This window comes from Rhizobium sp. SSA_523, from assembly GCF_030435705.1.
Lineage (GTDB): Bacteria > Pseudomonadota > Alphaproteobacteria > Rhizobiales > Rhizobiaceae > Neorhizobium.
In genome coordinates, this window is the sequence record NZ_CP129382.1 from 869,163 (window position 1) to 881,803 (window position 12,641).

The following is a 12,641-nucleotide window of genomic DNA, read 5'->3' on the forward strand; positions in this document are numbered from 1 at the left end:
AACGGCAAGGGTCCTTCGCAGCGGCTCACAACCAGTGCGAGCGGGTGACATCGCATCCTCCCGAGGTTACCGGGGGATGCGCAGCCCTTGACACCCTTGCGGCGCTCGTTGCATTTTCGCCACAAAGTGTTGCTCAATCGTCACGCAGGCGGTAGGTATGAGGGCGCCAGCCCTTCTCCGGCTGAAGCATGATCGACGGTGCGGAGCCTGCGGCGCGCGCCAAGCATCGGAAATGCGCCTGACGAGCCAGGCTTGTCGAAATCGCAGCATCGAAGGTCGAACCCAGCGGGAAGGGAAGTTTTGCGGATGACCGATTCTTCGCCGACGGCAGCCAGCGACGAGGTCGCGGTATCCGTGCAGGATCGCCGGGCCGTCTTCGCCTTGCCTGGCCTGCTTCTGGCCGGCGGCGCGCTTCTATGCGCGATCATGACTCTCTTCGTGCTGATGGGCGTCACGCCGATCGCGCCGACCACCAATGTGGTCATCGCCTCCGCCGCCCTCAATGCCGTCTTCGTGCTGGGCCTGATCTATCTGATCGGCCGCGAAGTGGGACGCCTGTTGAAGGCGCGCAAGCGCGGCCGCGCGGCAGCGCGCCTGCATGTGCGAATCGTCGTCTTGTTCTCGATCGTCGCGATCACCCCGGCAGTACTCGTGGCGATCTTTGCCAGCCTCACCCTCAATGTCGGCCTTGATCGCTGGTTCTCGCTGCGCACCCAGTCCATCGTCCAGTCCTCTCTCGATGTGGCGCGCGCCTATATGCTGGAAAATGCCAGCTATCTGCAGGGCCAGACGGTCTCCATGGCAAACGATCTGGAGCGCAACCGCGCGACCTTCTACCTGGACCGCACCGGCTTCGTGGACCTGATGACGCGCCAGGCGCGCGGTCGCGGCATGCTCGGCGCCTTCCTGGTGCGCGAGGATGGCGCAGCGATCGCCCAGGCCGACATCATGACGGAGCGGCCGCTGCCCGCCGTTCCCGCCGATGCCCTGGCATCCTCGGCAGCCGGCCAGCCGACGCTGATCCCGCCGGGCGTCACCAACCTGGTCGGCGCCATCATCAAGCTGGACGCCATTCCCGGCGCCTTTCTCTATACCATTCGCGCCGTCGATCCGAAGGTCATGGCGGCAATGCGGTTGATGGAGGACAATCGCGCCGAGTACAAGGCGATGGAAGCGGGCCGCATGAGCCTGCAGATCGCTTTCGCCGTTCTCTATCTCGGCTTTGCGCTGATCGTGCTCCTGGCCGCCATCTGGACGGCGATCGCCGTGGCGGACCGGATCGTGCGGCCGATCCGGCTGCTGATCTCGGCGGCCGATAATGTCGCGACCGGCAATCTCAATGTCGTCGTGCCCGTGCGCGCCGCCGATGGCGATGTCGGCAACCTGTCGCGGACCTTCAACAAGATGATCTCGCAGATCCGCAGCCAGCGGGACGAGATCCTGGTTGCCAAGGACGAGGTGGACGACCGGCGCCGGTTCATCGAGGCGGTCCTGTCCGGCGTCACGGCGGCGGTGATCGGCGTGGAGGACGATCATCGCATCAGCATCGTCAATCCGTCCGCCGAGGAATTCCTCGGCCTTCCGGCGGAAACGCTGCTGGGCGCCGAACTGGTCGATGTCGCGCCGGAGATCGAGCAGGTGCTGAAGGAGGCAACCGGCCGGTCGCGCAGCGATTTCCGCAAGGAGGTCAATCTGATGCGGCGCGGCAAGGAACGGACGCTGAGCGTTCAGGTAACGCGCGAGGAGAGCCGCACCAGCGCCGATTCCTACGTGATCACGCTCGACGACATTACCGACCTCGTGATCGCCCAGCGCTCCACCGCCTGGGCCGACGTGGCGCGCCGGATCGCACATGAGATCAAGAACCCGCTGACGCCGATCCAGCTCTCGGCCGAACGGCTGAAGCGCCGTTACGGCCGCCAGATCGACGAAAACGACCGGGCCGTCTTCGACCAGTGCACGGACACGATCGTGCGGCAGGTCGGCGATATCGGCCGCATGGTCGATGAGTTCTCCTCCTTCGCCCGCATGCCGAAACCGGCCAAGGAAACGGCGGATCTGCGGGACATCCTGCGCGACGCCATTTTCCTGCGGGAAATGGGTGCAAGCGACGTCCAGTTCCTGCGCGAGCTGGGCGACACACCCCTGATCGGCATGTTCGATTCCCGCATGCTGGGGCAGGCCTTCGGCAATCTGATCAAGAATGCCGTGGAGGCCATCGAGGCCGTTCCGACCGGTGCGGAACGGGATGGGCGCAAGATCCTGGTGCGGTCCGCCTTCGACGCGGCGCGCGAGCAGTTCTGCGTCGATGTGATTGACAACGGCAACGGGCTTCCGGTGGAAAACCGTCACCGCATATTGGAACCATATATGACGATGCGGGAGAAGGGCACCGGCCTCGGACTCGCGATCGTGAAGAAGATTATTGAGGAACATGGCGGCCAGCTTGAGCTGCATGATGCGCCCGTGGATTTCGATCATGGCAAGGGCGCCATGATCCGGGTCATCCTGCCGCACTCCCACACGGCCCGGGTCGCCGAAACAGACAATAAGGAAGTTGCATATGGCGTCTGACATTCTCGTCGTCGACGATGAAGCCGATATCCGCGACATCGTTTCAGGCATACTCTCCGATGAAGGCCACGAAACCCGGGTCGCGCATGATAGCGACAGCGCCCTTGCGGCAATCTCGGATCGCGTGCCGCGCTTGGTCTTTCTCGACATCTGGATGCAGGGCAGCAAGCTGGACGGCCTGGCGCTGCTCGATGAAATCCGCAACCGTCATCCGGAACTGCCGGTGGTGATGATCTCCGGTCACGGCAACATCGAAACGGCCGTCTCGGCGATCAAGCGCGGCGCCTTCGATTTCATCGAAAAGCCGTTCAAGGCGGATCGCCTGATCCTGATTGCCGAGCGCGCGCTGGAAAATTCCAAGCTGAAGCGCGAGGTCTTCGAGCTGAAGAAACGGACCGGCGATGCCGCCGAACTGATCGGCACGTCGGTGGCGATCTCGCAGCTGCGCCAGACGATCGAGAAGGTCTCGCCGACCAATAGCCGCATCATGATCCTCGGCCCATCCGGCTCCGGCAAGGAGCTCGTGGCACGCATGATCCACAAGAAGTCGGCGCGCGCCGCCGGACCCTTCGTGGCGCTGAATGCCGCGACCATCACGCCGGACCGCATGGAGATCGCCCTTTTCGGCACCGAGGGCGGCCCGGGCCAGCCGCGCAAGATCGGCGCGCTGGAAGAGGCCCATCGCGGCATTCTCTATCTCGACGAAGTGGGCGAAATGCCCCGCGAAACGCAGAACAAGATCCTGCGCGTTCTCGTCGACCAGCAGTTCGAGCGCGTCGGCGGCAGCAAGCGCGTGAAGGTCGATGTCCGGATCATCTCCTCCACCGCCTACAATCTGGAAAACCTGATCTCCGAAGGCATTTTCCGCGAAGACCTCTATCACCGGCTGGCGGTCGTTCCGGTCAAGGTGCCGGCGCTGGCCGAGCGGCGCGAGGACGTGCCCTTCCTGGTGGACATGTTCATGCGGCAGATCTCCGAACAGGCCGGCATTCGGCCGCGCAAGATCGGTGAGGATGCCATGGCCGTGCTGCAGGCGCATGATTGGCCCGGCAATATCCGGCAATTGCGCAACAATATCGAGCGGCTGATGATCCTCGCGCGCACCGACGGGCCGGATACGCCGATCTCGGCGGATATGCTGCCGCAGGATCTGGGGGATATGCTGCCGAAGGTCTCGACAAAGGGTGATCATCATATCATGACACTCCCGCTGCGCGAGGCCCGCGAAATGTTCGAGCGTGACTATCTGGTGGCGCAGATCAATCGCTTCGGCGGCAATATCTCCCGCACGGCGGAATTTGTCGGGATGGAGCGTTCGGCCCTGCATCGCAAGTTGAAGTCGCTCGGCGTTTGAGCCATCTTCGCCGACGAGCGGGCGCGCATCCTCCTGCACAGGAAGGCAGAGCATGAAAGTCATCATTTGCGGCGCCGGGCAAGTTGGCTACGGCATTGCCGAGCGTTTGTCCCAGGAGGACAATGATGTATCGGTGATCGATACCTCGGCGGCGCTCATCAATGTCATCACCGATACGCTGGATGTGCGCGGCTATGTCGGGCACGGTGCGCATCCGGATATCCTGTCGAAGGCCGGCGCCGAGCAGGCCGACATGATCATCGCCGTGACACTCTACGACGAGGTGAACATCGTCGCCTGCGAAGTGGCGCATGCGCTGTTCAATGTCCCGACCAAGGTCGCCCGTATCCGGGCGCAAAGCTATCTTCTGCCGGAATATGCGGATCTCTTCAGCAGCAAGAACATGTCGATCGACGTGACGATCTCGCCGGAGATCGAGGTCGGCAAGATGGTGCTGCGGCGCATCTCCTTTCCCGGCGCGACCGATGTCGTGCGGTTTGCCGACGACCATGTGGCCATGGTCGCCATCGAATGCATGGAGGACTGCCCGGTCATCAACACCCCGCTGGAGCAGCTGAGCAAGCTGTTTCCCGATCTGATTGCGACCGTCGTCGGCATTTTCCGCCAGGGCCGGCTGACGGTGCCCCGCTCTTCCGACCAGCTGCAGGCCGGCGATCTGGCCTATGTCATCTGCCAGCGCGACCATACGCGGCGCACTCTGGGCCTGTTCGGGCATGAGGAGCAGGAGGCGGCGCGGATCGTCATCGCCGGTGCCGGCAATATCGGCCAATATGTCGCGCGGCGGATCGAGGAAATGCAGCCGAAGACGCGCGTAAAGATCATCGAGCATGAACGCGATCGCGCTGCCGCAGTGTCGGAAAAGCTGCGCCATACGGTGGTGCTGCATGGCTCGGCCCTGGATCAGAATATCCTCCAGCAGGCCGATATCCAGGATGCCGACCTGATGGTGACGCTCACCAATAGCGATCAGGTGAACGTCTTGAGCGCCGTGATGGCCAAGGCGCTGGGCTGCAAGTCCAACCTCGTCCTCGTCAACTCGTCTTCGCTGGGCGAAGTGTCGAATTCGCTGAATATCGATTCGCTGATCAATCCGCGCGCAGTCACCATTTCGCGGGTTCTCCAGCATGTCCGCAAAGGCCGGATACGTTCGGTCTATGCGGTGCAGAACGGCGTGGCCGAGGTCATCGAGGCCGAGGCACTGGAAACCTCGCCGCTGGTCGGTCGGCCATTCCGGGAGCTCGAACTGCCGGCCGGCATCCGCATCGGTGCCATTTTCCGCAACAACACCGTCATCCGGCCGGATGGCGATACCAAGATCAAGGCGCGTGACCGGGTGGTGCTGTTTGCCACTTCCAAATCGGTCAAGGATGTCGAGCAGCTGTTTCGAGTCTCGATCCAATATTTCTGATCCCGGTGCATGGTCAACCGCGCGCCGTTATTCGACGTTGCGGAAAATGGATCGATTTGCTAACCAGATTTCGGGCGACGAGGGCAGGAGAGGGTTTCGCGTTGTCCTTCCGAGCGTGATCAATATCCCGGCCCAATGGCCGGCAACAAAGAAGAAAGCGGCGCTATGGCGGAACGTTCTCAAAATCTTCAGGATCTGTTTCTCAACACGGTCAGGAAGCAGAAGATTTCTCTCACCATCTTTCTGATCAACGGCGTCAAGCTGACGGGAGTGGTGACCTCGTTTGACAATTTCTGCGTCCTGCTGCGTCGGGACGGGCATTCGCAGCTCGTCTACAAGCATGCAATCTCCACCATCATGCCGGGCCAGCCCCTGCAGATGTTCGAGACCGAGGAAAATGCAGCCTGATCGAATGATCCTTCCCGGTTGATTCGACGGCCCACAATCTCCATCTAGTCAGTGCGGGCGTCGATTGCAGACGGCCCGCCGCAGAGGAACACCGCCGACAGTGTCGGCGGTTCTGGCGTTTGGATCGTGGTGTCGTCTGGTCGGGTCGATCAAGAGCCATCGCTGCGATCAACGATAGGAGCGGGCAGGCGAGCGGCCAGAGCACGGTTTGCGGCGAACGCCGCTTCCATCCTTCGCCATTCCGCCCGCAGGTCAGAGATCCGGCTGAGCCGGACGTTTTTACGGGACGACGGTCATAACCACCACACGCGATACGACACAAGACTTTCTGGTACCCGAGATGGAGCGCCGCCGCGACGATATGCGCGCGCTCGTCCTGGTGCCGGTCCTCAAACAGCCCAGAGCGTCAGCCTCTGCATCCGGTGAAGCTCTCACGCCGGCGCCGCGGCGGTCGGATGAGAGCCGGCTGGAAGAGGCGACCGGCCTTGCACGCGCCATCGACCTGACCATCGTCCGGGGCATTATCGTGCAGGTCAGCCAGCCACGGCCGGCCACGCTGATCGGCACGGGCAAGATCGAGGAGATCAAGGCCCTGCTGGATGAGCATGATGCCGGCCTCGTCATCGTCGATCATCCACTGACGCCCGTGCAGCAGCGCAATCTGGAAAAGGAATGGCAGGCCAAGGTCATCGACCGCACCGGGCTGATCCTGGAAATCTTCGGCCGGCGCGCCTCCACCAAGGAAGGCACGCTGCAGGTCGATCTCGCCCACCTGAACTACCAGAAGGGCCGTCTTGTCCGCAGCTGGACCCACTTGGAGCGCCAGCGCGGCGGCGCAGGCTTCATGGGCGGTCCGGGCGAAACCCAGATCGAGGCCGACCGACGGCTGCTGCAGGAGCGCATCCTGAAGCTCGAGCGCGAGCTGGAGCAAGTGGTGCGGACGCGCCAGCTGCACCGCGCCAAGCGGCGCAAGGTGCCCCATCCGATCGTCGCGCTGGTGGGCTATACCAATGCCGGCAAATCCACGCTGTTCAACCGGATCACCGGCGCCGGCGTGCTGGCCGAGGACATGCTGTTTGCGACGCTCGACCCGACGCTGCGCCGCATGAAGCTGCCGCATGGCCGCACCGTGATCCTGTCCGATACGGTCGGCTTCATTTCCGATCTGCCGACGCATCTGGTGGCGGCCTTCCGCGCCACGCTGGAGGAAGTGCTCGAGGCCGACCTGGTGCTCCATGTGCGCGATATGTCCGATCCGGACAATGCGGCGCAATCGGGCGATGTCCTGCGCATTCTCGACGATCTCGGCATCGACGAGAAGGAACGCGAAGAGCGCATTCTCGAGGTCTGGAACAAGATCGACCGCCTGGAGCCGGAAGCGCATGACGCCATGGCGGAGAAGGCGGCAGGGCGCAGCAATGTCATGGCCGTTTCGGCGATCAACGGGGAAGGCATCGACGCCCTGATGGCGGAGATCTCACGCCGGCTGTCGGGCGTCCTGACCGAAGCGACGATCGTCCTGTCGCCGGATCAGCTGTCCCTGATGTCCTGGGTCTATGAAAATGCCATGGTTGAGGCGCGTGAGGATCGCGAGGACGGTTCGGTCGCCTTCGATCTTCGTCTGTCGGAAAGCCAGGCCAATGCGCTGGAGCGCAAGCTCGGCCTGTTCCCCGTGCCGGCAAAGGAAGACTGGGAGCGGTAAGGCCGCCACGGCCGTGCGATCCTGTCGTGACGAATTGCTGTCACGGCAGGTGGTGCTCGGCGCTCATCCGGTAGATGAAAAGCCGGGTGCCGCGCCGATCGGCGAGTTCCCAGACCTCGTCGGGATCAATGCCGTCAACGGCAAAGCTGTTGGAGACGAAGTGGCTTCCCGCCTTCATCTCGCGTTTCGCCTTCTCCCAGAGCTTCGGCATCGGTTCGGGCGATAGGAAGGCATAGACGATATCCTCCTGCGCAAGGTCGGTGCTCCAGAGGTCCTGCCGCAGGATCTCGCCGCGACCCTGCAGGCGCGACAGGCACCAGCCGATCAACCAGCTCATGGGAGCCGTCTCGACGCCCCGGGCGCATCGACCATCTCCATCGAGCGCGCGAACGACACCGCCAAGGCCGGAGCCGAGATCGATGAAACGCGTCGCCGCTTTCTCCGCCATCAGCGCTTTCAGGGCGTCGACCGTTTGCCGATTGCTCAAGTAGAGCGGCACGCGGCCGAGCGCGGTATTGGAGAAAAACAGGGCAAGCACGAGGAAAGCCAGGCCAAAGGGCCAGGCGGGACTGTTCTGGAAGGACAGAGCCAGTTGCACCAGCAGCGGAAACAGCACCGCAATCCAGAGCCACCAGCGCGGCAGGCCGAGCCGGTGCGTGGCGGCGAGTGCGACGGCGCAGTGCAGGGCAAGACCTGCAAGCCTTGCCGCCTGTGGCCCGAGAGTGGGTGTCACCAGCATGACGCCGGCGGCTCCCGCGGCAAGGCCGAGGAGTTGCGCAATGGCGGCGCCGAGAACCGGTATGCGGCGAAAGATCCCGGTCATTCTTTCTCGGCGCGCATCGGGCGGGAAGGCTCGGAGGCGCTCGCATCCTCCCTGGGTTCTGTGAGCTCCAGGCGCTCCAGACGTTTGGCATCGTCCCAAAGCGCGTCCATCCGCTCCAGGCCGGCCGCTTCAAGTGGAACTTCATCTTTCTCAAGACATGCTTCTATGTGGCTGAAACGACGACGGAATTTGGTATTGGTTCCCCGCAGTGCCTGTTCCGGATCCGCCTTAACATGCCGGCCGATATTGACCAGGGCAAAGATCAGATCCCCCAATTCGTCCGTCACCTTCTCCGGTCTGCCCGCCTTCAGCGCTTCGCGCAATTCGGCGATTTCCTCCTCGATCTTGTCGAGGATGGGTTCGGGCTCGGACCAGTCGAAGCCGACTTTCGCGGCACGCTCCTGCAGTTTCAGCGCCTCCGTCAGCGCCGGTTGACTGCGCGGCACGGAGCCCAGATGGCCGGCCTTGAAATCCTCGGTAATGCCGCGCCTTGCCCGGCGTGTCGCCCGCTCGCGCTTTTCCTCCGCCTTGATCGTCTCCCATTGCCGCTTGACCGCATCGGGCGAGCTTGCATCGGCGCGGGCAAAGACATGCGGATGGCGGCGGATCATCTTCGTCATCACCGCCTCGACCACATCGCCGAAGGAGAATTCCCCAATTTCCGATGCCATCTGCGCATGGAAGACCACCTGAAACAGCAGGTCGCCCAGCTCGTCCTTCAGGTCGTCCAGATCGCGGCGCTCGATCGCGTCTGCCACTTCATAGGCTTCTTCGATCGTGTAGGGCTTGATCGTTTCGAAGGTCTGTTCGACATCCCATGGGCAGCCGGATACTGGATCGCGCAGGGCCGCCATCAAATCGAGAAGGCGAGCGATCTCCTTGGAGGGTTCCATGGTCGGTCCTTTCGGGTTCAACTCAGTTCAGCGGAATGGAATTATCGGCCTTGCTGGCCTGATAGGTTGCGGAGAGGCTGTCATAGCGCTGGCGGATGGCGAGCATGCGGGCGCGCAGCGCCTCGCGCTCGGCCGGATCCTCGCTCTCCACAAGATCGGCAATCGAGAAGGCGGTGAAAAATGCATTCCGTCGGCGATAACCGCCGGGCTCCAGACCGAAGACCTCGTGGAGGATCTTCAGATCGTGCGGGATCGAGAAGGCGTCGCGCGATTCCTCGTGGCTGAAGAAGTAGTAGAAATTGTCGAAACCGGCCCAGGTGATGGCCGACATGCACATGGTGCAGGGTTCGTGGGTCGACAGGAAGATCAGATCCTTCGTTTCCGGACGCTCCCCCATTTCGTAGAAACGCTTCAGCGTGTGCACTTCGCCATGCCAGAGCGGGTTCTCGAGCTCGTTATTGGTCTCGGCAAGCACCAGCGAGAGATCGGATTTGCGCAGGATGGCCGCGCCGAACACCTTGTTTCCCTGGCGCACGCCCCGGTCGGTGAGCGGAATGATATCCTGTTCGATCACGTCCATAAGGGTGGGGGCGATGGTTCTGCTGCTCACGTGTTCTGGCTCCTGCCGCAATGATGACGAGACTCGATCTTAGTGCCTGGGGCGCGTGCGATAAATCCCTCGCATCGCTTGCCGGAAGCGACAGGTGTGGATAGGCGGCGCTGGCGGGCAGGGGGTGTCATTTTCTCAGCCTTCGGGAATAGCCGGAACAGAAATGCAAGCCTTTGCGGCTCAAAGGATTGGCGTTCCTTCAAGTTCGGCCGCGCTTCTGGCATAGTGTCGGCAATCGTGACTGCGGCTGCGCCTCGCAAAGGCCGGCCGTCGACTGACAGGAAAGACGGAAGATATGACGGAGAAGGTTTTGACGGCCAACCGGCTCACCGACGGGATCGCAGTCTGGCTGGATGCGAGCGGCGCATGGACGGAACGTCTGCAGGACGCTCTTGTGGCGCGCCATGCCGAGGCGGCCGCCTCGCTTGAGGCGATCGGCAAGCGTGATTTCTCCGCCAATCTGGTCGTTGACGTGAATGTCATTGAAGTGGAAGAGGTCAATGGGCAGATCAGGCCCCTTCGGCTGCGCGAGCGCATCCGGGCGGCCGGTCCCACGATGGATTATGCCGATGGTTTCGCCGCCGCCGATCCAGCCTTTATCGCAGCCTGAGGACCTCCATGTACCGTTATGACGAATTCGACCACGCCTTTGTCTCCGCCCGCGTGGACCAGTTCCGCGATCAGGTGGAGCGGCGACTTTCGGGCGAACTGGCGGAGGATGCGTTCAAGCCGCTGCGTTTGATGAACGGCGTCTATCTTCAGCTTCACGCCTATATGCTGCGGGTGGCCATTCCCTATGGCACGCTGAACGCCCGCCAGATGCGGATGCTGGCGCATATCGCGCGCACCTATGACCGCGGCTACGGACATTTCACCACGCGCCAGAACATCCAGTATAACTGGCCTAAACTCTCGGATACGCCGGCCATTCTCGCCGAGCTTGCCTCGGTCGAAATGCATGCCCTGCAGACATCTGGCAATTGCATCCGCAATGTCACGGCCGATCATTTCGCCGGGGCTGCCGCCGACGAGGTGGCGGATCCGCGGCCTTATGCGGAAATCCTGCGGCAGTGGTCGTCGGTCCATCCCGAATTCTCGTTCCTGCCGCGCAAGTTCAAGATCGCGGTGACCGGCGCCGAGCGAGATCGTGCCGCCATCCAGGTCCACGATATCGGCCTGCACCTCAAGCGCAATGACGAGGGCGCTATCGGCTTTGCCGTCTATGTCGGCGGCGGCCAGGGCCGCACGCCCATGGTGGCCAAGAAGATCCGCGATTTTCTGCCGGAGGAGGACCTTCTGTCCTACACGACGGCGATCATGCGCGTGTACAATCTGCACGGCCGGCGTGACAACAAATACAAGGCGCGCATCAAGATCCTGGTGCATGAGACAGGCGCCGAGGAACTTGCTCGCCAGGTCGAGCAGGAATTCGCCCATCTGAAGGGCAGCGAACTGAAGCTGCCGGATGCCGACATCCAGGCGATCGCCGCCTATTTCGAGCCGCCGGCGCTGCCGGAGCGTCCGGAAGGCTGGGCACAGCTGGCCGGCTGGAAGAAGGCGGACGAGAATTTCGCCCGCTGGGTGCAGCAGAATGTGCAGCCGCACAAGCATCCCGATTATGGCATGGTGACGATTTCGCTGAAGCCGATCGGCGGTATTCCGGGCGATGCCAGCGACCGGCAGATGGAGGCGATCGCCGATATTGCCGAGGAGTATGCCCATGACGAGATCCGCATCAGCCATGAGCAGAATGTGGTTCTGCCGCATGTGGCGCTGGCGGATCTGGAGCCGGTCTACCGCGCTCTTGTCTCACAGGGTCTTGCGACGGCCAATGCCGGCCTGATTACCGATATCATCGCCTGTCCCGGGCTGGATTACTGCGCACTGGCCAATGCGCGCTCCATTCCCGTCGCGCAATCGCTGTCGCAGCGCTTCGGCTCCTTCGAACGCCAGGCCGATATCGGCGAGCTGAAGATCAAGATCTCCGGCTGCATCAATGCCTGCGGCCATCACCATGTCGGCCATATCGGCCTTCTGGGGGTCGAGAAGAAGGGTGCCGAACTCTACCAGATTACGCTCGGCGGTTCCGCCGACGAGAACACCTCGATCGGCGAGATCATCGGCCGCGGATTCGAGCCGGACAAGGTCACCGATGCCGTGGAAAAAGTGGTCGATACCTATCTCGGCCTTCGCCTGTCGAAGGAGGAGACCTTCCTCGACGCCTATCGTCGCGTCGGGCCGCAGCCGTTCAAGGACGCGCTTTATGGCGAAGCGGCAAGAGCGGCCTGAGGAAGGGAATACGGACATGACGCGCATCTGGAAAGAAACCGGCTTCGTCGAGAACGATCCCTGGGTCATCGAAACCGAGGAGAAGAAGGCGGAGGGCGACGAGCGGCCGCTCTTGTCGCTCGATCAACTGATAGAGCAGGCGGATGCCAGCAATGATGTCAGCTTCGGCGTTCTGGTGAAGCCGTCGGACGACGTGTCCCGGCTGGAGCCCTATCTCTATCGCCTGGAGACGGTCGCCGTCGAATTTCCCGCCTTCAACGATGGGCGTGGCTTCAGCCACGCCTCGCTGCTGCGCGACCGGCTCGGCTATCGCAACGAGTTGCGCGCGATCGGCGACGTGCTGATCGACCAGATTCCGCTGATGCTGCGCTGCGGCTTCGACAGTTTCGCCGTGACCAACGAGACCGCTTTGAAGCGGCTGGCGGACAATCGGCTGCCGGGCATCAACGAGCACTATCAGCCGGCTGCGCGATCCGCGGCAGGCGGGCAGGGCTATAGCTGGCGCCGGCGCACGGCCTGAGCGCGATCAGAACAATCGACGGGAGCCTTCTGGAAAACA

At 62.6% G+C, this 12,641-nt stretch carries 11 protein-coding genes; 8 read left to right on the forward strand and 3 right to left on the reverse strand.

The window, feature by feature from the left end; genetic code table 11:
• Window positions 1–306 precede the first annotated feature (306 nt).
• From QTJ18_RS12580 to hflX, 5 genes are all read left to right on the forward strand, one after another.
• Window positions 307–2,574, forward strand: a complete 2,268-nt coding sequence (locus tag QTJ18_RS12580) for a sensor histidine kinase NtrY-like (RefSeq protein WP_252754637.1) — start codon at window positions 307–309, stop codon at window positions 2,572–2,574.
• Window positions 2,564–3,928 (forward strand): nitrogen assimilation response regulator NtrX, encoded by a 1,365-nt coding sequence (gene ntrX / locus QTJ18_RS12585; RefSeq protein ID WP_252754636.1) that lies wholly within the window; start codon window positions 2,564–2,566, stop codon window positions 3,926–3,928. The genes QTJ18_RS12580 and ntrX overlap by 11 nt, the downstream gene beginning before the upstream one ends.
• 52 nt (window positions 3,929–3,980) lie before the next feature.
• Window positions 3,981–5,357, forward strand: coding sequence for a Trk system potassium transporter TrkA (gene trkA, locus QTJ18_RS12590; RefSeq protein WP_252754635.1), 1,377 nt, complete (start codon window positions 3,981–3,983; stop codon window positions 5,355–5,357).
• A gap of 165 nt (window positions 5,358–5,522) precedes the next feature.
• Entirely contained in the window at window positions 5,523–5,765 is a 243-nt protein-coding gene (gene hfq / locus QTJ18_RS12595) for an RNA chaperone Hfq (protein ID WP_046792193.1), read from the forward strand.
• Window positions 5,766–6,126: 361 nt separating this feature from the next.
• Entirely contained in the window at window positions 6,127–7,467 is a 1,341-nt protein-coding gene (hflX, locus tag QTJ18_RS12600) for a GTPase HflX (protein WP_252754709.1), read from the forward strand.
• 40 nt (window positions 7,468–7,507) lie between these two features.
• Here the strand turns inward: hflX and QTJ18_RS12605 are convergent, their stop codons facing one another.
• From QTJ18_RS12605 to QTJ18_RS12615, 3 genes are read right to left on the reverse strand one after another with little or no spacing between them, the layout of a single operon-like run.
• On the reverse strand, window positions 7,508–8,290 hold the full coding sequence (locus QTJ18_RS12605; protein ID WP_252754634.1) for a hypothetical protein: 783 nt from the start codon (window positions 8,288–8,290) through the stop codon (window positions 7,508–7,510).
• On the reverse strand, window positions 8,287–9,183 hold the full coding sequence (gene mazG / locus QTJ18_RS12610; RefSeq protein WP_252754633.1) for a nucleoside triphosphate pyrophosphohydrolase: 897 nt from the start codon (window positions 9,181–9,183) through the stop codon (window positions 8,287–8,289). The genes QTJ18_RS12605 and mazG overlap by 4 nt, the downstream gene beginning before the upstream one ends.
• A gap of 22 nt (window positions 9,184–9,205) precedes the next feature.
• Window positions 9,206–9,793, reverse strand: a complete 588-nt coding sequence (locus QTJ18_RS12615; RefSeq protein ID WP_252754632.1) for a deaminase — start codon at window positions 9,791–9,793, stop codon at window positions 9,206–9,208.
• Between the two features lie 295 nt (window positions 9,794–10,088).
• Between QTJ18_RS12615 and QTJ18_RS12620 the strand changes: the two genes are divergently transcribed.
• The 3 genes from QTJ18_RS12620 to QTJ18_RS12630 are packed head-to-tail and all read left to right on the forward strand — an operon-like array spanning window position 10,089 to window position 12,602.
• The gene (locus tag QTJ18_RS12620; protein WP_252754631.1) at window positions 10,089–10,403 is read left to right on the forward strand and encodes a DUF2849 domain-containing protein; all 315 of its coding nucleotides are present in this window, start codon (window positions 10,089–10,091) and stop codon (window positions 10,401–10,403) included.
• An 8-nt stretch (window positions 10,404–10,411) separates the two neighbouring features.
• Window positions 10,412–12,082, forward strand: a complete 1,671-nt coding sequence (locus QTJ18_RS12625; protein WP_252754630.1) for a nitrite/sulfite reductase — start codon at window positions 10,412–10,414, stop codon at window positions 12,080–12,082.
• 16 nt (window positions 12,083–12,098) lie between these two features.
• Window positions 12,099–12,602, forward strand: coding sequence for a DUF934 domain-containing protein (locus tag QTJ18_RS12630; RefSeq protein WP_252754629.1), 504 nt, complete (start codon window positions 12,099–12,101; stop codon window positions 12,600–12,602).
• Window positions 12,603–12,641 lie beyond the last annotated feature (39 nt).